Source organism: Vibrio sp. 1F263 (genome assembly GCF_041439035.1).
GTDB lineage: Bacteria > Pseudomonadota > Gammaproteobacteria > Enterobacterales > Vibrionaceae > Vibrio > Vibrio tasmaniensis_A.
Genome location: NZ_JBGONI010000014.1, coordinates 69,462 through 95,623, shown reverse-complemented (window position 1 = coordinate 95,623; position 26,162 = coordinate 69,462). Strand labels below are relative to the sequence as shown.

General features: G+C 43.4%; 23 protein-coding genes and 2 pseudogenes. 10 read left to right on the top strand and 15 right to left on the bottom strand.

Annotated features, from left to right (window positions below):
* Positions 1-252 (top strand): annotated as a pseudogene (locus ACED25_RS11505) (IS5/IS1182 family transposase); the annotation flags it as partial.
* Positions 253-308: 56 nt separating this feature from the next.
* Positions 309-527, top strand: a pseudogene (locus ACED25_RS11500) (hypothetical protein); the annotation flags it as partial.
* Between the two features lie 87 nt (positions 528-614).
* Here the strand turns inward: ACED25_RS11500 and ACED25_RS11495 are convergent.
* The 3 genes from ACED25_RS11495 to ACED25_RS11485 all read right to left on the bottom strand — a co-directional run bounded on the left by ACED25_RS11495 (position 615) and on the right by ACED25_RS11485 (position 4,908).
* Positions 615-1,838: a DUF819 domain-containing protein gene (locus tag ACED25_RS11495; RefSeq protein ID WP_009845595.1), complete on the bottom strand. Its 1,224-nt coding sequence runs from the start codon at positions 1,836-1,838 to the stop codon at positions 615-617.
* 526 nt (positions 1,839-2,364) lie between these two features.
* Positions 2,365-4,290, bottom strand: coding sequence for a monovalent cation:proton antiporter-2 (CPA2) family protein (locus ACED25_RS11490; RefSeq protein WP_371695303.1), 1,926 nt, complete (start codon positions 4,288-4,290; stop codon positions 2,365-2,367).
* A 3-nt stretch (positions 4,291-4,293) separates the two neighbouring features.
* A complete protein-coding gene (locus ACED25_RS11485; protein ID WP_371695302.1) occupies positions 4,294-4,908 on the bottom strand; it encodes an NAD(P)H-dependent oxidoreductase in 615 nt (204 codons plus the stop codon).
* A 303-nt stretch (positions 4,909-5,211) separates the two neighbouring features.
* On the opposite strand from ACED25_RS11485, the gene ACED25_RS11480 reads away from it, so the two are divergent.
* Positions 5,212-6,288, top strand: coding sequence for a low specificity L-threonine aldolase (locus tag ACED25_RS11480; RefSeq protein WP_371695301.1), 1,077 nt, complete (start codon positions 5,212-5,214; stop codon positions 6,286-6,288).
* 102 nt (positions 6,289-6,390) lie between these two features.
* Here the strand turns inward: ACED25_RS11480 and ACED25_RS11475 are convergent, their stop codons facing one another.
* Positions 6,391-6,516, bottom strand: coding sequence for a hypothetical protein (locus ACED25_RS11475; RefSeq protein ID WP_017060906.1), 126 nt, complete (start codon positions 6,514-6,516; stop codon positions 6,391-6,393).
* A 256-nt stretch (positions 6,517-6,772) separates the two neighbouring features.
* On the opposite strand from ACED25_RS11475, the gene ACED25_RS11470 reads away from it, so the two are divergent.
* Positions 6,773-7,207 carry a YccF domain-containing protein gene (locus ACED25_RS11470; RefSeq protein ID WP_004730224.1) on the top strand — a complete coding sequence of 145 codons (435 nt, stop codon included), beginning with the start codon at positions 6,773-6,775 and terminating at the stop codon, positions 7,205-7,207.
* A gap of 120 nt (positions 7,208-7,327) precedes the next feature.
* On the opposite strand, the gene ACED25_RS11465 is transcribed toward ACED25_RS11470, so the two are convergent.
* The 3 genes from ACED25_RS11465 to ACED25_RS11455 form a co-directional block, all read right to left on the bottom strand.
* Positions 7,328-8,251 carry a hypothetical protein gene (locus ACED25_RS11465; protein WP_371695300.1) on the bottom strand — a complete coding sequence of 308 codons (924 nt, stop codon included), beginning with the start codon at positions 8,249-8,251 and terminating at the stop codon, positions 7,328-7,330.
* 235 nt (positions 8,252-8,486) lie between these two features.
* Positions 8,487-9,635, bottom strand: a complete 1,149-nt coding sequence (gene yiaY, locus ACED25_RS11460) for an L-threonine dehydrogenase (RefSeq protein WP_012600397.1) — start codon at positions 9,633-9,635, stop codon at positions 8,487-8,489.
* Positions 9,636-9,873: 238 nt separating this feature from the next.
* On the bottom strand, positions 9,874-10,059 hold the full coding sequence (locus tag ACED25_RS11455; RefSeq protein WP_371695299.1) for a hypothetical protein: 186 nt from the start codon (positions 10,057-10,059) through the stop codon (positions 9,874-9,876).
* 213 nt (positions 10,060-10,272) lie between these two features.
* Between ACED25_RS11455 and yjjG the strand changes: the two genes are divergently transcribed.
* Together yjjG and yddG are read left to right on the top strand one after the other, a co-directional pair.
* On the top strand, positions 10,273-10,947 hold the full coding sequence (gene yjjG / locus ACED25_RS11450; RefSeq protein WP_017103719.1) for a pyrimidine 5'-nucleotidase: 675 nt from the start codon (positions 10,273-10,275) through the stop codon (positions 10,945-10,947).
* A 165-nt stretch (positions 10,948-11,112) separates the two neighbouring features.
* A complete protein-coding gene (gene yddG / locus ACED25_RS11445; RefSeq protein WP_371695298.1) occupies positions 11,113-12,045 on the top strand; it encodes an aromatic amino acid DMT transporter YddG in 933 nt (310 codons plus the stop codon).
* Between the two features lie 30 nt (positions 12,046-12,075).
* Here the strand turns inward: yddG and ACED25_RS11440 are convergent, their stop codons facing one another.
* Both ACED25_RS11440 and ACED25_RS11435 read right to left on the bottom strand, forming a co-directional pair.
* On the bottom strand, positions 12,076-14,187 hold the full coding sequence (locus ACED25_RS11440; RefSeq protein WP_371695297.1) for a diguanylate cyclase: 2,112 nt from the start codon (positions 14,185-14,187) through the stop codon (positions 12,076-12,078).
* A gap of 111 nt (positions 14,188-14,298) precedes the next feature.
* On the bottom strand, positions 14,299-15,195 hold the full coding sequence (locus ACED25_RS11435) for a cation diffusion facilitator family transporter (RefSeq protein ID WP_371695296.1): 897 nt from the start codon (positions 15,193-15,195) through the stop codon (positions 14,299-14,301).
* A gap of 282 nt (positions 15,196-15,477) precedes the next feature.
* Here ACED25_RS11435 and ACED25_RS11430 point away from each other — a divergent pair, with 282 nt between their 5' ends.
* Complete coding sequence (locus tag ACED25_RS11430) at positions 15,478-15,828, top strand: hypothetical protein (protein WP_017103721.1); 351 nt, start codon at positions 15,478-15,480, stop codon at positions 15,826-15,828.
* 61 nt (positions 15,829-15,889) lie between these two features.
* On the opposite strand, the gene ACED25_RS11425 is transcribed toward ACED25_RS11430, so the two are convergent.
* Complete coding sequence (locus ACED25_RS11425) at positions 15,890-16,768, bottom strand: LysR family transcriptional regulator (RefSeq protein ID WP_009845583.1); 879 nt, start codon at positions 16,766-16,768, stop codon at positions 15,890-15,892.
* Positions 16,769-16,929: 161 nt separating this feature from the next.
* Between ACED25_RS11425 and ACED25_RS11420 the strand changes: the two genes are divergently transcribed.
* From ACED25_RS11420 to ACED25_RS11410, 3 genes are all read left to right on the top strand, one after another.
* A complete protein-coding gene (locus ACED25_RS11420) occupies positions 16,930-17,529 on the top strand; it encodes a class I SAM-dependent methyltransferase (RefSeq protein WP_065679918.1) in 600 nt (199 codons plus the stop codon).
* 409 nt (positions 17,530-17,938) lie between these two features.
* Positions 17,939-19,504: a YjjI family glycine radical enzyme gene (locus ACED25_RS11415; RefSeq protein WP_065679919.1), complete on the top strand. Its 1,566-nt coding sequence runs from the start codon at positions 17,939-17,941 to the stop codon at positions 19,502-19,504.
* A gap of 49 nt (positions 19,505-19,553) precedes the next feature.
* Complete coding sequence (locus ACED25_RS11410; protein WP_065679920.1) at positions 19,554-20,468, top strand: YjjW family glycine radical enzyme activase; 915 nt, start codon at positions 19,554-19,556, stop codon at positions 20,466-20,468.
* Positions 20,469-20,533: 65 nt separating this feature from the next.
* Here ACED25_RS11410 and ACED25_RS11405 read toward each other — a convergent pair whose 3' ends face one another.
* The 5 genes from ACED25_RS11405 to yccS form a co-directional block, all read right to left on the bottom strand.
* Positions 20,534-21,445: a LysR family transcriptional regulator gene (locus tag ACED25_RS11405; RefSeq protein ID WP_065679921.1), complete on the bottom strand. Its 912-nt coding sequence runs from the start codon at positions 21,443-21,445 to the stop codon at positions 20,534-20,536.
* A gap of 53 nt (positions 21,446-21,498) precedes the next feature.
* Positions 21,499-22,758, bottom strand: a complete 1,260-nt coding sequence (locus tag ACED25_RS11400; RefSeq protein WP_371695295.1) for a hydroxymethylglutaryl-CoA reductase — start codon at positions 22,756-22,758, stop codon at positions 21,499-21,501.
* 167 nt (positions 22,759-22,925) lie between these two features.
* A complete protein-coding gene (locus ACED25_RS11395) occupies positions 22,926-23,246 on the bottom strand; it encodes a hypothetical protein (protein WP_009845577.1) in 321 nt (106 codons plus the stop codon).
* A gap of 121 nt (positions 23,247-23,367) precedes the next feature.
* Positions 23,368-23,529, bottom strand: a complete 162-nt coding sequence (locus ACED25_RS11390) for a hypothetical protein (protein ID WP_009845576.1) — start codon at positions 23,527-23,529, stop codon at positions 23,368-23,370.
* A gap of 352 nt (positions 23,530-23,881) precedes the next feature.
* Positions 23,882-26,068 (bottom strand): YccS family putative transporter, encoded by a 2,187-nt coding sequence (yccS, locus tag ACED25_RS11385; protein WP_009845575.1) that lies wholly within the window; start codon positions 26,066-26,068, stop codon positions 23,882-23,884.
* Positions 26,069-26,162: the final 94 nt, after the last annotated feature.

Genomic DNA, 26,162 nt, shown 5'->3' with positions numbered 1-26,162 from the left:
GGAGCGGGGTCATCCCCGAAATCTCGCAGTAGGTTGCCAGAAGTTATATGGCTCAAATAAGTATTGGAAAGAGCGGTATGGTTACCACAAACGCTCCCTGTCAGAAACAGCGATGTATCGAGTTAAACAGTTATTTGGTGGTCGTTAAGTTTAAGAAATTACAATGCACAAGTGGGAGAAACTTACGCGATGATAAAAGCGTTGAACAAGCTCACTGGGTTAGGTATGCCTGAAACTTGCCGTATTGACTAAGAAACGAACGAAATGGGGCTGCTCTGTCTCTAAACTGAATTACGCAACAAAGCCGCTCTGCGCCGACATTCTCGTATGATTGGAATAAGGATCAGGCGGAAATTCCGTTGAATATAAGCGTAAGCAAGACTACTGTGTTGAACGGACGTCCTTGGAAGTTTGGCATTGAAGCGAACTATTACCTTGAGAAAGACGAAGAAACGCGTCCAGATTTTATGTTGAGCTTTAATATCAGCCCAGTTGTTGAAAATAAGCTGGCGTCTTTGTTCGATTAAGCCGTTATTTGAAATACAGTTTTAGAAACGAAAAAGGCTGAACGATCATCGTTCAGCCTTTTGTGTTATTGGATTGAAGCGATTCTATTAACCCGCCGCAGCCTGCATGATGAGACCACAGATGTAAGCGCCGTATGTACCGAGTGCGTAACCAAGTACCGCCATTAGGATACCTACTGGCGCCAGTGCTGGGTGGAATGCAGCTGCTACGATAGGAGCCGATGCTGCGCCGCCAACGTTAGCTTGGCTACCGACAGCCATGAAGAACAGTGGTGCACGGATAAGCTTCGCCATCACAATCATTAGAATGGCATGGATAGTTAGCCATGTGATACCAATGAAGAAGTAGCCTGGATTGTCTAAGATAGCCGTCACATCCATTTGCATACCGATGGTTGCAACTAGGATGTAGATGAACGCTGAACCAACTTTAGACGCGCCGCTGTGCTCAAGGCTGCGTGTAGATTTGAAGCATGAAGCGATGAGCGCGAACGTTGTCACCATTACGATTAACCAGAAGAAGCCTGATGTAAGGCTGTATTTCGCGAGTTCTGGAGCGTTGGTCGAGATCCAAGGTGCGATTAGGTCACTGAATAAGTGAGCTAGGCCGGTAAGACCAAACGCAATACCCGTGATCTTCATTAGATCTGTTGTGGTTGTTGGGCGAGCGTTCTCTTCTTGGTATTTAGAAACCGTCTCTTTTAGCTCTTCGATAGATGATGTGTCTGCTTTTAACCATGCATCAATCTTCTTTTGGCGACCTGCCATGATAAGTAACACGGCCATCCAAATGTTCGCACAGATAACATCAACCGTAATCATTGCAGAGAATAACTGGTCATCAACCTCGAACACTTCTTTCATTGCTGCTTGATTTGCACCGCCGCCAATCCAAGAGCCAGCCACTGTTGTAAGGCCGCGCCATACATCGCCAGATACAAGGTCAGGGTTAACTTGGTCGATAATTAGAATCGCTAAAGGCCCGCCAATGATAATGCCGACAGTACCGGTTAGGAACATGATGACGGCTTTAGAACCAAGGCCAAATATTTTACGAAGGTCTGCTGAGATGATCAGAAGAACGAGTGCACTCGGTAATAGGTAGCGACTTGCAACGAAGTATAGCTTTGAGTTTGACGCATCGATGATGCCTAAACTATTCAATAGAGAAGGAACAAAGTAACAGAGCAATAGACCCGGAACGAACGAGTAGAATTTTTTCAGAGCGCTATTTTGGCTACTTTCCGTGATAAAAACACCGCCAAGAATAACAGCTAACATGCCCATTATTACTGCATCATTAGTAATCATTATTATATCTCCTTTAAGGTGAGCGCAACCGCCTCACTTTTTGAAGTGCAGGACTATACCGACAACTGGTATTCGTTACAAATTGTAACGATAGACATACTTTGAAACGTTTGTGTTAATTTTTATGGTTTGAATTTGTGAGTGCGGAGCGTTAATTATTGGCGATGTGAATGCTTTAGTGGCGACTTGTGAGGCGTGTTTAGATATATGCAATGTAACTCAAACGTTAGAGGATGGTCGCTACGAATTAGAACGACGACTGAAGGGCTTAAAAGAATGCATATATACCCACATTGACGGTATGGTTTATGTGGAGAGGTAATGTTTTATAAATGTAAAAAGTGAATTCATTTTTGACGGGTAGCTTGAGATTGAAAATTATAACTGGATCACATAAATGTCGTGGTTCATCTGATTTAGGTTCCGTGTTTTGGCTTCATCGGTCGTGCTATTCGTATTTGGAGAATGAAAAAGCGACCCGAAAGCCGCTTTTTGAGTGGTTGTTAACCTCGAATTTGAGCTCTGCTTAGGTTTGTTCTTCCTCAAAGCCATCTGCATAGCCTTTCGGTGGCGGTGTCCAACCTCGTTCTGAGCGAGAGTGCTTGTCTGAACGGTCTTTTTTCATGTCTTCTTTCATTGCTTCTTCAAGGTGAATGAAGATTTGTCGGTAGTTGTTGTCGTAACGTGGGTTCTCTTCCGCTTCAGACCAAGCTTGGTAGAGTTTTTCAGACTTACGGCTCTCAACACGTTGATACGTCGATTTCTGTTGTTCAACAAAGAATGGGTGGTGCCCTAAAGAGCGTAAAGCATCTGCGCCCATTTCGAGTGCCGAGTGGTACGTTTCTGAGACTACAGAATCTGCACCGGCTTCTCGTAGGCGGTAACTGTGACCACGGTCGAACGCACGCGCTAAGATTTTCACATTAGGGTAGGTGTGTTTAACATACTTCACCAATTCAACGCTAGAGTCTTGGTTATCGATCGCGACGACAAGCATTGCCGCTTCTTCGATTCCTGCGGTATGCAATAAGTCATGACGAGTCGCATCACCAAAGTAAGATTTGATATTGATAGAGCGTAACAAGTCGACTTGGTTGGCTTGGTGATCCAGAACCACAGTATTGACATCATTCGACACCAGTAAGCGGTTAACGATTTGACCGAATCGGCCAATACCAGCAATGATCACCGTACCTTTCTCTTCGATAGTATCGGCTTCTCGGTCGTTAGACTTTTGCTCGTAACGAGGAAGTATCACTTTATCAAATAGAATGAATAAGCCTGGAGTTAGGAACATTGAAAGGGCAACAACCAGCGACAGAGTTTGAACTATATCAGCTGGCAATACGTGGTTTTGAGCCGAGAAGCTAAGTAGTACAAAACCAAATTCACCGGCTTGCGCCAAGCTCAATGTAAACAGCCAACGGTCACTGTTTCTAATTTTGAAGATTAACGCCAATGTAAATAACACTAAGGCTTTAAGTAGCATAACGCCAAGAGTGAGGCCAATGATCAAACCAAAGTCGTTGAATAGAACATCAAAGTTGATGCCCGCACCGACGGTAATAAAGAACAAGCCAAGTAGCAGCCCTTTAAACGGGTCGATATTAGACTCAAGCTCGTGGCGGAATTCACTGTTCGCCAATACCACACCGGCAAGGAAGGTACCAAGCGCAGGAGATAAGCCAACAAGGCTCATTAGTGCAGCAATACCAATAACCAACATCAGTGCGGTTGCAGTAAAGATTTCACGTAGGCCTGAGCTTGCCACAAAGCGGAACAGTGGACGACTCAAGAAGTGTCCGCCGACCACAACAATCGCAATCGATGCAGTGATCACTAGGCCATAAGCCCAGCCGGGTAGGCCAGCAACAAGACTTAACTCTTCATGGTGATCAGAAGCCGAAGCGACCGCGCTTTGTGCAGCTTCAATTAATTCTGGCAACGCCAATAGAGGGATGAATGCCAACATAGGGATGACGGCAATATCTTGAAACAGTAAGACAGAGAAAGCATTCTTGCCGCCTTCTGTCTTGGAGAGCCCTTTCTCATTAAAGGTTTGGAGAACAATCGCGGTAGATGACAGTGCGAAGATCAAACCGATAGTCAGCGCGATCGTCCAAGGTTGTCCAAAGAACAGGGCAATCCCCATTACAATCGCGGTAGTACCACCAACTTGTAGGCCGCCGAGCCCCATAAGGCGGTTTCTCATTGCCCAAAGCATCTTCGGCTCAAGCTCAAGCCCGACCAAGAACAGCATCATCACCACACCGAATTCGGCAAAGTGTTGAATGGTCGTGGTCTCTTCGCCAACTAATCCAATAATTGGACCAATCACTACACCCGCAATCAGGTAGCCAAGCACAGAGCCGAGGCCAAGCCTCTTGGCGATAGGGACGGCGATGACTGCCGCGAGCAAATAGATAAATGCTTGTAGAAAATATCCTGTCATGATCTAACCTCTGCTCATCATTTCATCGACATAATGGTTTAGCTTTTCAGCCTTGCTTGCCTTTTTAAGGTCGACTTCGCCCGCAACAAAAGCCTCTAAAAGTGATTTGTAGCTATTTACGTGATCTTGAATTCGGCCTTCTTCTAACGCAGTCCGTGAACCAAACAATGCCAATGGAGCCAAGTAGTTCATGCCGCACAAAGACGCCGTTTGTTCGATTGGGTGAAGCAGTTCACGGATGGTGAAGTGGTTATAACCGTCAGTTTGATAAGCCTCTTTTTTGCCGCCAGCGGTGACACTGCATAACAAGCTCTTACCTTGCAGTTCATTACCGTCGGTGCCGTAAGCAAATCCGTATTCTAGGACGAGGTCTTGCCATTCTTTAAGAATCGCCGGTGTTGAGTACCAATATAGTGGGAACTGAAAAATGATGATGTCATGGTCCAACAGGCGTTTCTGTTCACGGTCGATATTGATCTTGAAGGTTGGGTACTCAGCATAGAGGTCGACACAGGTAACCCCGTTAATGCGTTTGGCTTGCTCAAATAAGGGTTTGTTAGCTTCAGAGCGATGCTGAGAAGGGTGGGCGAATAGCACCAAGACTCGATTTTTCGACATATAGCCCTCTTTGTCCATTAACGAATAATATTTATTGGAATTATAGATATACAATAATAGAAGAATGGTTGAACAACAACGAATTAGCCCATACTTATCTATTTAGATGCGTGTATTTTTAGGTACTTAATTATATAAAACATCCGTCAATTTGAGTATTTCCGGCACAAGCCACCGATGACTGAGTAAAACTAATTATTCACGAATAGTAAAAGCGAATATGGGCATTTTATGTCACCGTTGGTGGGTAACGTAAATAATCCAATAACCCTACATAGAACGATAATGAATAAAGGAAAAACTATGAGCATGGACTTGCGTCAACAATGTGATTTGTTGCTTTCCGGTCACCTAGAACCGACTCCAGCACAAACATTCGCTCAGATGGCTGAATGGTGTGAGACACACAATGTGAGCCATGATAGCTACGGCGATGGTGAGTTAATCGAGAGCTTCGAAAACAAAGTCGCGGAACTGCTAGGTTATGAAGCGGCTGTATTTGTGATTACCGGCACCATGAATCAACCCACAGCATTAGAAATTGCGTGCCAAGAGAAAAGAAACCCTGTAGTGGCGATGCATGAATCGAGTCATATTATGCGTCATGAACGCCAAGGGTATCAGCTCCAAAACCGCTTCAATGTACTTCCAGTCGGCAACGTATTTCGCACTTGGAATGTTGATGACTTAAAGGCGTGGCCTGATGAGATTGCAGCCGCTCTATATGAATTACCCATGCGTGAAATCGGCGGCCAATTACCAGAATGGGATGAGCTTGAAGCGATTAAGCAGTACTGCAAAGAACAATCAATTCACCTTCATATGGATGGTGCGCGTTTGTGGGAATGCGGCGCGTATTACCAAAAACCATACAGCGAAATTGCTAAGGGTTTTGATAGTGCCTATGTTTCGCTTTATAAGGGGCTGAACGGCCTCGGTGGTTCACTGTTACTGGGTGATAAAGCCTTTGTGGCGAAAGCATCTGCGTGGATGAAGCGTCAAGGCGGCAATGTTTATCACCGAACGCCTTATGTGGTTTCAGCTGCAATGCAGTTTGATGAGCGATTAGAGTTGATGCCATCGCTGTTTGAGCGAACAAAACAGATCTACCAAATCTTATTAGATTATCCTCAGTTCACTGTTAATCCGCAGCAACCGCAGGTCAACATGCTTCACCTCTATTTACCTGTGAGCTATGAAGACGGCATTATTGTGAGAGATAACATCGCGAAGAAACACAAGATTTGGATAGGAAACCCAGCGATCAGTGAGTTGCCAAACCAATGTAAGATTGAATGGTATGTAGGGGATAACTTACTAAATCTGCCTGATCATGAGCTGATAGACATTCTAGATTTTATTAGCGAAGAGCTGATTTGATCACGGAAGAGCTGGCTGAAGAAGAACTGATCTAATTGGAACTGAAATGGATACAGGAAAGGGTTCTTATATCCATTTATATAGCTAGGATGTCCGGCTCTGTTACATATACTGGTTGATGTACACGTCGACTAAGAACATGAACACTGGGACTGTGCTGAGAAGTCCGAAGAAGACGATTGGCACCCAGTTTTTCATTTTCTTTTTAGGTTGCTCAGTGTTGTTCATAAATTCGGCCTTCAATTAGTTGTTGTAGCTATTGTAGCTGTTTAGCTTTGTGGTACTAAAAATCTAAGAGCATGGTATCAAATAAAATCGATGAGCCCCATGCGGATTTGACGTTTCGTGGCGTGTATCAATCACATAAAATGTAAGTGATTCATAAACGGTTCATAAAGGTTCAACAATAATGAACCTATTAGAACAAGTATTGCCTTACTCGGCATATGAAATAAACAGTATTACAAGATTTGGAGAATACAGAATGAAAACAATAGGAAACATCATTTGGTTTCTGTTCGGTGGCGTATTTATGGGACTAGCTTGGTGGTTCTTCGGACTGCTCGCATTCCTTACCATCGTTGGTATTCCATGGGGTAGAGCGTGTTTTGTTATGGGTAATTTCTCATTCTTCCCATTTGGTCAGGAAGCGATTTCGCGTGACGAGCTGACCAATGAAATGGACATCGGTACGAGCCCGTTAGGCGTGATTGGTAACGTGATTTGGTTCTTATTTGCGGGTATCTGGCTAGCAATCGGTCACATCATGTCAGCTGTGGCGTGTTTCATTACCATCATTGGTATTCCGTTCGCGATTCAACATCTTAAGCTCGCGGTTATCTCGCTGGCGCCAATCGGTAAGACAGTTGTCGATAAACGTGAAGCAGAAGCGGCGCGAGTAAGAAATTACAAAGGTTAAGATTACAGTTTAAGCCTTATATAGAACTGAAAAAGCACATCACATGATGTGCTTTTTTGTGCCTCGTTTTCGATCTAACGATGCCCCAATCTCACAAACACTCACTAGATACTAGTTCCACTAGACATTGTTGAACAAGACTTCAAGCCTAAGGGTGATGTTGGCTTCTTCGGTATGTTTCTCATAGGGCTCTCGCTCCCATTGGTAGCGCGGAATCAATTCGTAGAACAGCCATTCTTTCCAAACGTTTTCTCGGTAGGTTATCGACACCTGTGAGTATTCGTAGTGGTTATACGGCTCGCTGGTTGCTGCAATCGTCGCGCTGTATTGCAGAGCTTGGTCTTGAGAAAGATAGTGATACAAAGTTAGCCCCGTACCGTACTCCCAGCCTTTAAGGTCGTCGTTATAACCTGCAAAGTTCGACCATCGCGCTAAGAAGTCATCACTCAAAGAAAGATCAAAATCGATATCGGTGATCTCGCCAGTTTCTTGCTTTTCTTGATACACACGTTGGGTCAGCCTGAATACGGCATCGGTAGTGAGAGGGTAGGTAAAGCGATAACGAGCTTCAATACGCGGACGCAGTGTCGCTTTAATATTGAAGCTACTGTAACCCTTCGCATAAGCATCGTAACGAAGGCCGAGTGCGCTCTCTAATTCCTCTGAATCTTGTGGAAAAAAATCAAAGAACTCTTCATCGCTGACAGATTCGTAGATTAATTTTAGGCGCTTACTCGCAAAGGGAAGATGTAAACGTGCGTTGAGCTTGGTTGAGTAGTCGACGTCACCACCTTCTGAGTAAATAAAATCGTTGTACCAACGGACAGAAGTGCCCGCTCGAGCATCTTCGGTAATGCGGTCATCGACAAAGAAACTGTCAAACCATAATGCGGGTTGGCAAAATTTACTGTTTAGGTAGTGGTAGGCCTTTTCGACAGGGGCGTCTTCTAGCGGTTGACTGTGACACTCATTTTGTTCCTCTGCTTGAGCGGAGTGGGCAACGAGTGAAGCTAATAATGAGGTGCTAACTATCCAACGACTCAATGGAACCTGTTTGTCATTCTATATATCAATAGTTTGACTATAACCAAGCGATCGCAACAATGCGACTTTTTAGTGGTGAGTCGCTATTGATTAGCGGCTCTTGGGAGTAGGGAAGAGAAATATTTGAAAGGGATTGGACAGATAAAAAACGGGCTCAGAAGGTGAGCCCGTTTGTGTTAGCTGTTTATTTTTAGCAAGAGCCGCGTGTTTCTAGCTCGAATAAATTGTCGCTAGATTACATTGCCGCTTCGAAGATCGCTGAGATTTCTTCGTGAGTCGCTTGTTTAGGGTTAGTGAAACCACAAGCGTCTTTAAGAGCGTTGTCAGACAGAGTCGGGATGTCTTCCAATTTAGCACCCAGTTGAGCAATACCTGTTGGGATGTTCACGTCATTTGCTAGTTGAACAATCGCGTTGATAGCTGCTTCTGCGCCTTGCTCTGCTGTCATACCTTCAACATTCACACCCATCGCTTTTGCAACATCACGTAGACGATCTGGACAAACTTGAGCGTTGTAACGTTGAACGTGTGGTAGCAAGATAGCGTTACATACACCGTGTGGAAGGTCGTAGAAACCACCCAGTTGGTGCGCCATTGCATGAACATAGCCAAGAGAAGCGTTGTTGAATGCCATCCCCGCCATGAACTGTGCGTAAGCCATTTGCTCGCGAGCTTCAATGTCTTCACCGTGCGCTACTGCTGTTCTTAGATGTGCTTGCACAAGTTCGATTGCTTTAATCGCAACTGCGTCTGTGATTGGCGTTGCTGCGATTGAAACGTAAGCTTCGATTGCGTGTGTCAACGCATCCATGCCTGTTGCTGCCGTTAGTGATGCAGGTTTAGCAAGCATCAACTCAGGATCGTTTACTGAGATAAGCGGTGTTGTGTGCTTATCAACGATAGCCATCTTAATGTGACGAGCTTCGTCAGTAATGATGCAGAAACGCGTCATTTCAGAAGCTGTACCTGCTGTTGTGTTGATAGCAATTAGAGGCATCATTGGCTTTTCAGACTGGTCTACGCCTTCGTAATCTGCAATTTTGCCGCCATTAGAGGCAACCAGAGCGATACCTTTTGCACAGTCATGTGGCGAACCGCCACCTAGTGAAACAACGAAATCACAATCGTTGTCAGTTAGTAACTCAAGACCATCGTTCACGTTAGTGATGGTTGGGTTTGGTTGAGTACCGTCGAATACAACTGCGTCTACGCCACGTTGGCTAAGTAGGTCTTGTACCTGTTTAACCACGCCAATTTGGTTAAGGATCTTATCCGTTACGATCAGACCTTTTTTGAAGCCTTGAGACTGAATGCTATCAGCAGCATCTTTCAAACAGCCAGTACCCATGAAGTTGATTGTAGGGATGTAAAATGCAGTAGACATTGGAAAACTCCGTTAATTATGATTTTTTAATTTCCTACATGTTGTCGGCAATCAACTGGTCGACCATTGATCTGGAATAACTTTGATTCCGAACTACCACTTTGTGATTATGTGTTGTGATAGGGCTCATATAGCAATCGTTTTTATGGTTTTCTTATGTGTTTATTGTCAGTAATGGAAAGCGAACTATTGATTGATTTAATAACAGAATTACGTTCCATGACCATGAAAGTAAAGGCTATTCACTCAACGTCGGTTCAAGTTCAGTTTGTGTCGATGGTTTGCGTGAGTCATCGTTAGCTTCAATTTGAGGTTGCTGAGACTCATCGGCATCTAAGGCGTCAGAGGTGTCTTCTGGTTGTTCATCATAATACTTAACAAGGAATGGGGTGAGCATGACGGATGACGGTAAGAAGTGCTTCATGGTACCTCCCGGTACTTAAGTGTATTTCTTGTATGGTATTGGTTTAATATGTGGCAAAATTTGCGATACATCATGACTTGTTGCTTGTTTTCTATAAATTCTTAGAACTATATTCAGGCTCACAAAATTGATAGTAGAATGCACATCTGGCCTTTGAGGCAACGAGAAAATAAATACAAGCACTGCTCAACCGCGCGAATAATAGGACATAAAATGAAGTACGATTGGATATTCTTTGATGCAGATGAAACCTTGTTCCACTTTGATGCTTTTCAAGGAATGAAGCTGATGTTCTCCCGTTTTGGCGTGGACTTTAGCGAACAGGATTATTCAGTGTATCAAGAGGTTAATTTGCCGTTATGGGTCGATTACCAAGATGGCCGTATTACGGCTGCACAACTGAAGCACGCGCGTTTTGAAAGCTGGGCAACAAAGTTAGAGACAACCACGGCAGCACTAAACAGTGCGTTTTTAGCCGCAATGGCAGACATCTGTTCTCTGCTTCCTGGTGCAAAAGAGTTGATGGAGTCGTTAAAAGGCAAAGTGAACATGGGCATCATCACCAATGGTTTCACAGAGCTGCAGTCAATCCGTTTGGAACGAACAGGAATGACAGACTACTTTGACCATGTGATCATTTCTGAGGAAGTCGGTGTCGCTAAACCAGACGCGGAAATTTTTGAGCATGCGCACAAGCTGATTGGATTGCCATCAAAGCAAAGAGTATTGATGGTCGGGGACAACCCACACTCTGATATTTTAGGTGGCTTGGATTTTGGTATTGAGACCTGTTGGTTGAACCGCCAAGAGAAAGCGACGCCAGCAGGAATTAACCCTCATTATCAGGTCAAGTCTCTGGCTGACCTGCAAGCACTTTTGTTGGCATAATTGCTAACTGCTTTTAGAATTTTGAGTAAATGATTGATAGCCGAGTACAGTTATGTGCTCGGCTACTTATTTTTACTCACTGCAACTTATCGATAGTGGTGTTTAAGCCTACCTTTGCTTAAGCTCGCTTTGATTACCTAATTACAATAAAGAGAAGGAAGAGGCGTGCTGAAATCTCATCGCCATAGCTGCTACGGCATTGCTGCCATTTTACTATGGAGCTGCTTAATTGCATTGTCTCGTAGTGTGTCAGAACAACTGGGCCCAATTGGTGGTGCTGCCAGTCTTTATACAGTGAGCTCACTGTTGTTAGTCTGTGTTATGGGGTTACCTAAGCTGTCGCGCTTCTCTAAATCGTATTTGATGATCGGTGGTGCCTTATTCGTTTGCTACGAAATCTTCTTGGCTCTGGCTTTAGGAATGGCAAATAGCCGACATCAAGCCTTAGAAATGGCCGTTATCAACTACCTATGGCCTGCACTAACGGTGTTGTTTGCGGTGCTGTTGAGTGACAAAAAGATAAACTGGTTGGTTTATCCAAGTATCGTCTTAGCGTTTTTTGGCGTGGCTTGGAGTATCAGCGGCGATCAGGGGCTTTCTGTCGATCAAATAGCGGCCAATATTGCGACGAACCCTAAAACCTATTCGATGGCGTTTTTCGGCGCGATTATTTGGGCGGTGTATTGCAATTACACCCAACGTGTTGCCAAAGGGCAGAATGCGATTGTGCTTTTCTTTATCGCTACTGCGGTCACTCTGTGGATCAAATATGCATTGAGTGACGAAACTGGCATGGTGATGACTTCAAGTGCTGCGATTGACTTAGTACTTGCTGGGGCTTGTATGGGGGCTGGTTACGCGCTTTGGAACACAGCGATTCTGGGGGGGAATATGGTGTTTCTTGCAACCATGTCTTACTTTACGCCAATCTTCGCGACGTTACTTTCCTCGATGATTTTGGGCTTGTCATTGAGCATGAGTTTTTGGCAGGGCGTATGTATGGTAACTGTTGGTTCACTGGCTTGCTGGTGGGTAACCAGAGACAAAAAGACGACGGTTAAGGCGTCGGCTTCTAAAAATGTTCATTCTCAGTCTTAATTTGCGCTTATATATCAGTGCGAGGATTTCCTAGTCTTCAATCAATATTCCATTTCTTCCTTGGTCTTTTACTTTGTAGAGTGTTTTATCTGTTTTTTGGATCAGCTCTTCATTGGTTAGATTTAAAATATCAAAGTGTGTGAATATCGCTCCACCAACCGAAAGAGTTAAGCGATCACTGCATTTAGACTTCTTGTGGCTGATATTTAAATCATGCACACCGGATAAGAGCTGAGAAGTTTTTGCTAGCAACGCGTTTTTTGTTTCACCCGTACATAAAACTAAAAATTCATCACCGCCAAATCGGAATACCTTAAAAGATTCTGCTGAAAAATGATGTTTAAGCTGTTTTGATATGGTAACCAAAACCTCATCCCCTTTCACATGACCGTAGCAATCATTGAATTGTTTATAGTAGTCAATATCAATTAATAGTAACGCGTAGGGTTGTTCTATTTCTACAGTATCACGCCACTGTGTGATGGATTCTGCCAAGGTTAAACGGTTAAATAATTGACTGAGTGGATCTAAATTCATCAGTGTTTTGAGCGTCATTTTTTGTTCTTCAAGTTGTTTCTTTTGCTGCTTATTCTGAAGATCAATGGATAAATAAGAACCCAAATGTTTCATTAAAGATAAGTGATGTTCTTGGTATGCGTTGGGCTCAATGGATTGGACGGTAAGAACACCAAGGCGCTTACCCTCAAGAATGAGCGGCAGCATGATAACAGACGAGTAGTCTTCTTTAGTTACACCAGTTAAAGCGTGCTCACCGAGTGGTTTATTTAATAGTTTGTTCAGTGCTGCTTTTGTAAATGCACCATGACAGAAAGGTATTCTGTTATTAATGCAATATGCACTTAATGTCGCTTGTTTTGTACAGTCGACAGTGAAAGGTTCGAGTGTAACACCCAGGTCTAAATAAATTTCATAGGTCAGTTGTTGTGTATCTTCGTTATACAAAGCTAGCCCAAGAGACTCAACTGGCATCACCTTTTTCAGATCTTCGTGAAGGCGTTGTATCATATCGGTGAGGTTTGAATGTGAACTTAAATACTCACCAAATGAAGTAATTAAATCTAAATCTGTTGTGAAAGAGTGTGCTTTCACTAATGCGGGGCGTTCTGAGTACAGTTGATACAATTGAAAAACGGCTTCGTTATTACTCTCGGAAAGGTTCTGGAATGCTATTGACTGAAGTTCAAAGGCCTTCTCAACTATCTTAGATTGTTGGGCTTCCGTTGCTTCTTGGCGACTAAAATTAAATAGTGATGAGGCGAGTTTTTGTAGTGATGTAGCGCTGCCATATTTGTTTCCTAAAGATATAGCACGGCTTAAATATGGCTCAAGGATATCGTTTCTTTCATGCTCTATTGCACATGAACAGTAATTTTTTAAAGTTTCGATTAAGTAAAAATTGTCGCCCAGTAATTCACAGATTTCAATTGCAGTCTTAAAAGAAGAGAGTGCTTCATCAATCTGGTTGATAGATTGAAGGTGTTCTGCATAGCAACTGTGGTAAAAGTAAGTACCAATAAGGCTAGGGTGTTTATTGAGTAGTTCTCGACATAAAGTGAATTTTCTTTCGGCCTCGGCTTTATTACCTAGCGTTGAATCAATGATAGCAAGGTTACTTAATATTGATCTCGATGAAGCTTGAAGAGAATTTTTTTCTATTTCCCATGCGAGCTTGCAATAGTACTGAGCTTTTGAATAATCTTGGGTTTCTAAAAAAATGTAACTTAAATTATTATATATTCGAGTTAGGAGGCGTTCATTGTTAACGGCTTTTGATGCACTTGCTTTAGTTAGAGAAATAATGGCTTTTGAATAACAGCCTAATCGTATGAGAGCAACGCCAATAGAGTATTCTATGCAGAATTTAATGTCGTGAATATTGGATATTTCACTTCGATGTAGTGCTTCAGTTAGATGTTCAAAGGCTTGATGTACTTGCCCCAATTTTAATAACCGTGATCCTGTACAAAAATAATCAACGGCGCTTGGGATTGGTAGGTCATTTTCAGAGGCAAACTCTCTTATTTTAGCCTCAATCGTAAGAATACTTGCTTCATTAGGAGCTTCAACTATGTCGTTTATTTTTTCACTTAAAAAATAATTAAAGTGCTTAGAAGGGGTCATGTCACGATCACTAAAATAAGATAATCTCGTATTGTACGAAGGGGCGAACAAATTTGAAAGTAAAACTTATAATATAAAAGTGATGTATAAAGGTTACTAGGGACCAGACCATTAAGCCGTAATATTTAAATTCAATTGAAGCTCATAAGGCATTTTAGATAAGCGTAGCTTTAATTGATGGCGTGTTCGTTCAATATCATCAACCGTAATCGCATCTTGGTCGTTAGTATGAATATCAACATTGACTCTTAGTTCCGGGCCAACCTTAGTCACACCCATTAGCTCCAAATCTTGCTCCGCATCTTTGTCCACAGCGACAACATTCTTATCTACCGCGTCACAAATATCTTTGGTTGCCGACATCATTAGCAGTTCACGCATTGCTTCACGTAACATGTCGAACGGCACTTTGATAAAGTAGAAAGACATCAGCAACATCATCATTGGATCGGCATATACCGCGTATTCAGCAAACGGAGAGTAAGCCACCAACCAAGCAACAACGAAACCTGCCGTAACTGCCACACTCAACAGCGTATCCATTTGCCACTGTTTAGACTCAGCTTGAATCAAACCTGAAGAAATACGTTTGCTCTTGTTAGCGATGTACCACCAAGCGTAACCACAACCCAATACGTTGAAAATACCAAACAGAGTTGCGATAGAAGCATCGACTTCACGACCACCTGTCATCAGAGCACCAATCGCAGAATAAAGCGAATAACCGACCACAAGCAGAATCACAATCGCTTTAATCGCGATTACGATCGGCTCAATGATTGCTCGACCGAACGGAAACTCCCTGTCTGATGGGCGATTAATGTATTTCGAAGCAGCTAGTGACAATAAAGTTAACAGTAAACTGATAAGAGAATAGACACCGTCAAATACTATGACTAGAGAGCCAACGAGAAGACCCAACACCAATCCGCCAATTGCGAAGCCTGATGCTAAAAGGGCTGAGAACAAGAGTACTCGGTTTTCGTTTTGGCTTTTCCTGTCACACATAATATTTTCCAGATGTTTTTGATAACTTCATTGTTCTAATATTGAGCTAGCTTTACAAACTTTATCTGATGACGTTTATATGTCGGTAACCCGTTTTACATTCAAGTAGTTATTATTCAATGGCTTAGTGGAGAATTTTGGTGTCAGTAAAGTTGACGATGACTGTTTTCTAGAGATGGTGTGCAAGTAAAATAAGATCGCTTATGATTAATAAAACAGATTGGTTGCAAGCGTTTTATCGAATTGTGTTATTTGGCTGCAGTTTCAAAGGAATGGATAAATATGAAGTTTGACGATATTGGTGATAGTGAGTTGTGGGTGATTGCTAACCCGATCATGGATAATTTGATGGACGGCTCGACCAAGGTTGACCATGCTCAGCACTGCCGAGATTTTACGCAGCGCATGAAGGATATTGTGACGCCGGAGTATCTGGAAAAGGTGTGTCATCATTATCAGCACAGTAATGGCTTTTTTGCTGAACGTGAACCTGTGGCGCTATTCAGACGCTCCGATTCTATCGCTTTTGTTTGGAAGCAAGCGTATACCATTGCGAAAGGCGAGTTTGTGGCTGAAATGGTACTGGTTGAAGAAGACGGACGTTATTTAGTGGATCACGTGATGGTCTTCTAAAGAGAGGGCTTTTTATTTGCTAGATGACTTTAAGTGTCGAGATAGAACATTATCTGACACTTTAGAAATCAAACAAGTAATCGCTGATCTGATCCGCTAACCAATTCATTCCTGGGTGTTCCGCCATACCTGCCGCGGTAAACATACAGTAGTCTTCTTGAGTCAGGCCATAAGTGTGCTTGATCACCGCCAATTCTTGTTCGCGCAATAAATGGCGTATCAATGGCTCAGGCATTACGCCCCATGCATCTTCTCGTAGAATCGTATCCAACATAAAGTCGAAGCTAGAGAAGCCGATGTATCGGCGTGAGAAGGGCTCAAGCTCAGGGTTATCTTTTTCATTGAGATAAACCATGGTCGCTTGCATCGAATTTCTTAGTACTTCATCCGACACTCTTCGCATCGCACTCAAATCATGCCCTTTCTTACATACCGACATCATTCGGATCTTGCCGAGTGGGTTATAGATAATTCTTGGGTCGTCGACACGCTCGTAATCGACACCAAACGCAAAATCAACTTGCTGAGTTTCGACAAGATTAGCCAAGTCGCCACTAGACGCGAGAACGAAGTTGAAAGAAGTGGAAGGGTATTTGTTGTTTAGGGCGTGCGATAAACTTTGCCACATTTCATCGGGAAGGGAATCGTCGCGTGCGATCCAAATCTCGGCGTTGAATTCACCCGAAACATGTAAGCAGGTTTGCTTAATGCGTGCTGCCGTTACCAACATGCCTTCACAATCTTTATAGATGGCCTTACCGGCCTCTGACAGTTCGACATGGTTACCGCTGCGAACAAACAGTTCGACATCTAACTCTTTTTCCAAGGCTTTGATCGACATGCTCAGTTTGGTTCGGTTGCATTCTAGCTGTCGAGCAGCTTCAGAGACGGATCCTAAATCAGCAACAGAACAAAAGGCTTGGACTTGAGAAAGGTTCATTTCATTTCCATATTGAGCGGGTGGCGGTGCATATTATCTGAATATTGTGCTGACTATCTTAGAAATAGTCCATCTTTGCATGATAACTCTATGACGAATTGACTAATTTGGTTTATTCTGGGGGCGTTCCGAACCTACAAGAAGTAAAGATGGAGGCCATGATGGCGAAACAATGGGACGAGTACGCACCTGATTGGGATAACGATCCCGCTACTGCTGTATTCGCACAGTCCGCATTTGACCAGTTAACACAGCTCGTTGATTTGAACGGAACCCGTGTCCTTGATTTTGGTTGTGGTACAGGATTACTCAGCCAGAAAATATCTCCTTTTGCAAAAGAGATCATCGCTCTCGATATCTCAGAAGGGATGATTGAAGAGTTAGATAAAAAAGAGCTGTCTAATGTAGAGCCTGTCGTTGATATCTTATCGCGCGGACTTGCAGCCCAACACCCAGCATTCAGAAATCAGTTTGACTTAGTGGTAGCCTCTTCGGTATGTGGCTTTATTCCGAACCTACAAGATACGGTCAGCCTTATTTATACTCTGTTAGAAAACGATGGGGTTTTTGTACACTGGGATTGGTACTTAGAAAACGACAGCGAAGATTTTGGGGTCAGCGAACAGCGTTCCCAGAATGTATTGAGCGCAGCAGGTTTTTCGATTGTTGAAGTCTCAACACCGTTTTCAATCAACACCCCACAAGGTACTTTGAAGGTACTGATGGGTGTAGGCCGTAAACAAGTGGTTCCTCATCTATAGGTCACTTGTCTGTAGTTGACGTATCTGGAGTTGACGTATAGATAACTCCAGATAACCGCACTCACGCTTAATTGACTAAACCCACATCAACGATCTTTGGATCCGTTATGTGGGTTTTCTATTTATACGCACTTGCGTTTTAAACTAAACGGTTCAATTAAGCGGCCTAATCTCTTCTGCTCATTCTTTCCCTTCCCCAACGACAATCATCGATAAACAACCATCGTTAATTGGCAAATGGCCAATTTAAAAACTGTCTATTCACAAAATTTACAAGCTATCTATTCATAAATTACTAAGTTACAAATGGTGTTTTCCATTTTGGAAATGTAGGCTTGCATACATTTCATTAGTGGAAATGTAAGTGTGAGACATAAAATAAGCCCATAAGAATATTAAGGGTTTAATCATGAGCCACCAATCTGCGTCATCTACTTCTTCAACATTTTCAGAACAACAACAACGCTTTAGCAATATCATTTCAGATGCCAACCTGTCCCCAAAACAGAAGTCGAGCTATCTTGCCTTAGAAGCTGAAGCCAGTCTGCCGTATATGCCGGTAAGCAATGAAGTAGAGCAAGCCTTACAACAAGGTGTGCTGTGTGACATGTTTGAAGGTCACGCCCCATTTAAGCCGCGCTATGTGCTTCCTGATTATTCTAAATACTTACATCAAGGCTCCAAGTATTTAGAGCTTAGCGCGGCTACTAATTTCGACGAAGCATTGAACATGCTCACCATCCTTTATCATCACGTTCCATCAGTGACTTCAATTCCGGTTTACTTAGGCCAGTTGGACGATGTGTTGATGCCTTTTGTTGGCGGTTTGACGGATGAGCAGGTATACCAAAAGCTGAAGCTGTTCTGGATCATGCTGGATCGCACGCTGCCAGATGCCTTCATGCACGTTAATATTGGCCCTAGTGACAACATTGTATGTCGCACTATTTTACGTGTGGATGCTGAACTCAAGCAGATCGCACCTAACTTAACCTTTATGTACGACCCTGCAGTCACATCTGATGACCTGCTTCGTCATGCTGCGAGCAATATCTGTGAATGCAGCAAGCCGCACATTGCCAATTATCCTGCACACGCCGCTGCGTACGGAGATAAGCGTTTTGGCATCGTGAGTTGCTACAACTCTTTGCCTCTGGCGGGTGGTTCAAACACGCTAGTACGTATGAACCTCAAGCAAGTGGCTCTGAAATCTGAAGACAGCGTAGACTTCTTACAGCAAGTACTACCTAACTACAGCAGCATCATGATCGAATTGATGAATGCACGTAGTCGCTTCTTACATGAAGAGTCTAACTTCTTCGAAGGCTTCTTAACCAAAGAAGGCTTAATTGAAGAAGATCGCTTTGCGCCAATGTTTGGTATTTATGGCATGGCTGAGGCGGTTAACATCTTAATGGAAAAAGAAGGCAAAGCAGGGCGCTATGGTCACGATGAACAAGCAAATCAGTTAGGCCATCGTATTTCTGAAAAGCTGGCTGAGATTGTTGAAAACTCGGAAGTGAAATATGGGCTGGAAGGTAAGGCTCTGTTACACGCTCAAGGTGGTATCAGCCTCGATGAAGATGTGACGCCGGGTGTACGCATCCCTTATGGAACAGAACCGGATCCAGTGTCTTACGTACGTGCGACGGCTGGTCACCACAAGTTCTACACGTCGGGCATCAGCGACATTCTAACGATTGACGAAACGGTGAAGTCCAACCCAGAAGCGATGTTCAACCTGTGTAAAGGGGCGATTCAAGCGGGTTACCGTGAGTTCACCGCTAACGTAGCATCGAACGATTTGGTTCGTGTGACAGGTTATATGATTAAGCTGTCTGACATTGCCAAATATGACGAGCAAGGTTCACGCACCAATACCACTTTCCTTGGTGCTGAAGCTGCAAAAAATACGGGCATACTAGAGCGTAAACCACGCGTAGCGAGCTTAGAGATGTCGCCGACATACGAATAGCTTTAACGTACGCATGTTATGTGTTTCTCGAATACGAACAATGTGAATTATGAAAATTTCTGATCTAACAACTCAAATGGCTAGGGTTAAAAATAATAAGACAGAAAAACAAGCGAAGGTCAGCCGTGTGCTGACCTTTTCTTGTGTTGATGGACCAGGAAATCGCTTGGTGCTGTTCCTACAGGGGTGTAATTTCTATTGCATCACTTGTCATAATCCACACACCATCAACCACTGTAACCATTGTGGAGACTGCGTGAGTGGCTGCCCGAGCAGTGCTCTGAGTCTTATTGAAGGCAAAGTGAAGTGGGATCCGTTAGCGTGTACCAACTGCGATCAGTGCGTCGATATCTGTGATCATAAGTCTAGCCCCAAAATCACCACGATGACGGTATCAGATGTGCTTGAACTGGTTAGGCACAATCAATTCTTCCTGAGCGGTATTACCGTTTCGGGTGGCGAGGCGACCATGCAATTGCCGTTTATCGTCGAGCTATTTCAGGCGATCAAAAGCGATCCGCAATTGGCACACTTAACGTGTTTTATTGATAGTAATGGCTCGTTGACACAGCAAGGTTGGGATAAGGTATTACCTTACCTTGATGGTGCGATGATCGACCTAAAATCATGGCAATCTGAAACGTATCAATGGTTAGTGGGTAGAGGGAACCATCGAGTGTTTGAAACCATTAACTACTTAGCTGATAAAGGCAAATTACATGAAGTTCGGTTACTGCATATTCCTAATAAAAGTGACCTAGATATCGAGGTAGAGCAGGTCGGGTATTACTTGAAGGGTTTGCCAAGTGATGTTCGAATTCGGTTAAATGCGTTCCAACATCATGGGGTAATTGGCGAAGCTTTAGAGTGGCCTAAATGCACCGAACAACAAATGCAGAGCTTTCACGATAAGCTCTACTCAATTGTTCAAAGAGCAATGCAAACCCCTGAGGTATATACTTAGTCTCTTATCAAATTTCAGTCTTTATAAAACCAGTCTAGTTAGTTCAATCTGCTTCTAACAAAGGTCTAGGCTTCTAAAAACAAGTCACACAACCATTTGATCGCCTGATCATTCATGTTTGGCTTGTTCCATACCAAACTATACGCTACTTTTCCGTAATTAAAAGGAAGCGGTTTACTTACCAAGCCTTGTGCTTGTTTGGCATGCTCAGCCCATTGTTTTGAGCAAGTGAACAAGAAAGGTGTGTGGTGACATAGCACCGCAGCCGCGCCAAAGTCCGCTACCGATATCGCCATATCTCTAGGCTTATGACATTGCACTAAGTTTTGCTCAAAGTAAGGCTTAGACAGTTCGTTATCTAAGATTCCAATGTGTTTGTAATCTAAATAGCCTTCAACCGTTAGTTCTTGCTGAGCGAGAGGGTGGTGTGCACCCATCAAACAAACCATTTCATCAGGAAGAATCGTTTCCCACACCAGCTCTTTATTATCCGTTGGGGGTTGAGAGATATCGTGTGGCAACAGGATCAAGTTGACCTTACCACTGAGCAAAGCATCGAATCCAAGTTCTTGTTTCGAATAGATATTAAGTTTGGCGCTTGGTGCAAGTTCCGTGGTGATTTTGCTGATCTTCGAGGCAAACACTTCGAAGGTACTTTCACGCATCGAAAGTGAAAAGCTGCCTTGATACTCCTGAGGAGTAAAACTCTTTTGGTGAAGTAACCCGTTCATGCTGGAAAGAATCGCGTGAACAGTGGGCGCTATTTTCAGGGCAAAGGGAGTCGGGATCAGCTTGGTGCCGTCTCGATAGAAAAGTTCGTCATTAAGGATGTCACGCAGCTGAGACAATGTCTTACTCACACTCGAAGGGCTGACAAAGAGTTGCTCTGACGTTTGAGTGACGCTGTGGGTGTTCAGCATAATATGAAGCGCAGTGAGGTGTTTAAGGCTCACTCGCGATAAATGTAAGTAATCCATACACAACTCACTCAATGCGTGACAACGGTCGGTTTAAGGTTTTATAACAGAAACTAGCGCGCTAATTTGTGATGAGCGCGCGAAAAGTGACCCGCACAGAATGCGCCTACAATCGATAGCTCACCCGCCAAACATAAAGCCGCACAAACCTCAGCTAAGGCTTGTGATTTACCGTTGCCGTGTAGCCCTAGTAAATCGAGACACGCTTTTTGGCTTGGTAGGCCAGTACCGCCACCGACTGTTCCTAACATCAAGTTAGGCAGCGTTACACTCGCGTACAAACCACCTTCTTTGTTGAGCTCCATACGAGTCATACCAATCGCAGACTCAGCAACACACGCCGCGTCTTGACCGCAAGCAATGTAGAGTGCAGCAAGTGCATTGGCATAATGAGCATTGATACCAATCGTACCGCTTAGAGCACCACCGACTGTGGTCATTTGTCCGAACTGCACCATCTTCTCTGGTGTGGTGTGGAGGTACTTAGCGACAAGTTCAGCAGAGATATTGACCTCGGCTGTGACTTTTTTACCACGAACGCTGCGCAAGGTTTGTGTATTGGCTTTTTTATCGCCTGATAAGTTGCCATCAAGGAAAGCATGATCGGGCTTAACCGGCGTATTTTCTATGATGTACTCAAATACAGCGTTGGTCGCGATAGTTACCATATTCTGACCAGAAGCGTCTCCGGTTAGAAATTCAAACACCAAGTAAACATGGTTACCTTCGATGTTGATATTGATGTCGGTAAGTTTGCCGTGCGACGTTGTTGATTCAGCTAAGGTTTTAAATTGGTCATACTGGGTCACTGCCCATGCCACAAACTGTCCTGCTTCAACTAATCCTTGGAATGCGAAACCAGGAGTGCGTGTTACGCCTTCATTGAGCAACATTGCACTTGCACCACCACAAGCTGTGATCAGCTTTGAACCACGGTTATACGACGCGACAAGCGCCGCTTCAGTGGTTGCAAGTGGGACTAGGTAGTCGCCTTTAGCAAACAGGCCATTGACTCTTAAAGGGCCAGATATACCAACAGGGACTTTTACCGTGCCAATAAAGTGCTCTATGTTTTTCTCATAAGCCTGAATCTGGCTTTGAGTATGAGGGTCGAGCAGTTCTTGCTGCGAGTCTGCATTATCGAGAGCCGCCCAGCGACGTGTAAGGTTTTTTTCAGTCAGGTAAGGGCTCGGAGTCAGTTTATTCACTGGCTTATCAAAATGAGGCTGGAGCTTCTTTTCTAATTCGTCTGCGGAGATGCCGCCTCCTAAAATAGAAACATAGTCACGGCGATGCAGATTTAGTTTTGGCATAAATAGTATGAAGTAAAGTTTGTGCAGCAAAATTGATTTGCGCTGATTCTACCGAGTAATAAACCAGAAACAAGTGCCTGATATAATGAGTTACAGTTTGTATGGATTTAGAGCCATTTGTTAGTCAAAAAGAGGGTAACCATCAAATCGATAAATAGTAGCTCGAATCAGATATGGATATCGAGAAGGCTACCAATGGCTTCGTTTTGACGATCAACCACACTCGCACCAACACGGTTGTAATTTGCGCTCTGTGTCAGCTTTAATAACGCTTCAGTAGAGGAAGAAGCTGGTTCAGGCTCTTTCTCTTTAAACGAAATGGGTTGTTCAGGTTCTATTTGATTGAAGCTCAAATCGCTAGTTTGGAAAGTGTCGTTGGTTTTTGGAGAGTGTTTGGAGTTTTGATTAAGCTCGATAGCGGCTTCTTCAGCCATGTTGGTTGACTGCTGAATGATGGCGTAACCAGATTGAATACCAGATATCGACATAGCAGAACCTTTTATTGACGTATGAAATGAGTCTAGGCGGACGATATTTTGAGTGCAATGGAGAACGGCTACAAATTACTAAGATCAGGTGGATTTAAGCTAAAATAGTGACATTAGTCTATTAATTGAACAACTCATTCAGTACGTTTAACTCTTCATCTGTCAAAAGAGAAGGTTGATCTGTTTCAAGGTTTTCGTCTATTTCACCTTGAAGTGCTTTCAATTGCTGCGGGTTAAGGAGCTGTATTTTCTGCTTAAATGCTTCAAATTGCTGTGTATTCATAATGAGACCTTAGTTCAAATCCATATGCTCAATAGAGCATAGCTTACTGATTCAATAAATCAAACAAGATTAAGTGAATATTAAATGAAGTTTGAAGTTTCCTAAAACTAAGACAACTATAGATCCCTTTGGTTGTTTTTTGTCCGAGGAATGTTAGGCAAAGTTATGGATGAGTCAATCAAAGTCAGCAAGTTTACATGCGTGTAAGATTTGAACGGCCCTTGTAGATAAAGGGTAGGCAAGTGGTTGCTCTACCTAGATGAGCCTTTTGGTAGAGCAATGTATAAACACACGGAGTGTTCAAAAAATGAGCAGTTTCGTTATCTTTTTGTTTTTACTGTTGTTTTGTTTTTCATCTTGAAACTTCTTTTTCAAGCGGCTTTTCAATCTTAACTTTAACTGCAAATTTTGTGGCTAAGGTATGCAGTTCTGGAAGCATTCGATAAATCAAATGTAGCTGTTGTAGAACCATTCTAACAGAGCTCTCATCCTCTTCTCTCCATTCACTTAAACGCTTATCAAGTTCAGGATCGTAAGCGTTTTTTACTTCGCATTGTTCTTGATGACAAAACAGCTGGTCGTTGAGAGCGTCGAGATGCTCGTGTATTACTCTGTGTGCGTCCAGTACCAGTTTGTGTGTTGCTTCGTCATCGATACGTGTTCTATGAGCTCCCAGAGCAGAGATATAGCTGAGTAGTGCATGATTGAGTGTTAGGAATCGGAAGCTCTCATCTTCAGATGTACGATACTTACCCGGCTCAACCAGCATGCTACTAACAGCGGCAGTCAGATTTGCATCATTGTTATGTGCACTGCGGCGTGCAATACGATAGCTAAGGCTGTCTTTTTTGCCTACACGGTATTGGCCAATGATCTGAGCGAGATAATCTTTATTGGAATCAAGCGCATCTGCCATCACCTTGTGAAGTCGTTTTGATTGCCAGTCCGGTAAAATATAGCTAACCGCTAAAACAGCGAGCGCGCTGCCAATGAAGGTATCTGCTAGTCTTGGCAATACAACTGCGTAGCCTTCCCCTAATTGATTGAAGCAAAAGAGCACAAGCAGTGTGATAAAGGCGGTCGCGAAACCGTAGTTATTGATACGGAAAGCGAAGAACATCACGCCACTGACCACAATGAATACCAGCTGACTCTCTTGAGATGGGAAAAAGGTCAACAACGGTACTCCAATCAACAAGCCTGCGACGGTGCCAATGACACGAGCCGTCAGCTTTTGTCGCGTTGCACTGTAGTTTGGTTGGCACACAAACAGTGTTGTTAGCAAAATCCAATAACCTCTTTCAATCTCAAAACCTTGGATAATTCCGTAACCGATCGTCAAAGTGATCGCCATACGAATTGCATGACGAAATAGCATTGAGTCGGTGTTCAAGTTGGCTTTGATCTTATGCCACATCGCCGTCAAAGTATGAGGGTTGGTATCGTCCAGTACGCCTTCTTCTAGTTTTTCTGCATCTGGGTTACTTATATTTGATAGCTGTTTTTCGACGGTAGCTAGGTTATTAAATAAGTAATCCAACTGGTTGAGCAGTGATTTCCATTCTGGGTTGTTCTGTTGATGCAGATGATTAAGTGAAGACATCAGTTCATCCAGTGCCAGAACAGATTTTTCGCCATGTTGGTATTCAGCGCCAACCTTCAGTGAGCTTGCCACTTCTTTACAAGCTTTAGCTTGGGCTTCGAGCAGATACTTAAATCGAAATAAAACGTCTGATCGCTCAAAGTGTTTTGCCAGTTCTTGATAACGGTAGTGGCTGGAGCTTACGCGTTCATGAATATCCTGTGCGATGAAGTAAGTATTAAGGAATCGGTCACTCGGTCCGTCAATGTGTCCGCGCTTAGAGCGGTTGAGTAGCGTTGCTTTGCACATGTTGAGCGCGTTAACAGTGCTAGCATTGAGTTTGGCTTCAATAATGCGATGTGGTTGGGGAATCAAATCTGAAACTGGATAGAAGAGCTCTGCTTTAGAGCCGATGTAATTGCCGATTTGATCGAATACTGTTGCTAGGTTTTGCTGCACTGGTTGCATCGGCCATACGATCTGCCAAATCATCGACATGAAGTAGTACCAAGCTGCGCCCGTTAACAATAGTAGAGGTTGAAACCAAAGGTTAGTGCTCTCGTGAGCCCCAAGCATGGCGTAGATAGCCACAAGTAATGATCCAAATGCGATACTGGCATATTTAGGGCCAATTGCCCCAAGTATAATAAAAGAGAAGGTTGAAACGAAAAGCCCTATCGCGAACAGCCAAGGGGTGTCGAAGAGAATCTCAATAGAGAAGGCTGCAACGGCAAAACAGATAAAGGTTAGCGTGAGTGCTTTCAAACGTCCGGTAAAGCTATCATCACTTTCAGCAAGAGCCGCAGCAATAACCCCTAAAATTAATGGTGTGATCAGTGTGTTTTGACCATAATACCAAGCAGGTACTACAACACCGAGCAGAGTGATGAGAATTAATACGCTGTAATTTATGGTTTTATTCGCCCAATAAAGGCGTAGTTTTGCTGAGAAGTCCACAGTCGCTCACTTGACACACTAAAACCATAATCCTAACAGAAATCAAGCACAAGAATTTGATACTTATCCATAATTGCCCCTAGGTGGTCATGAA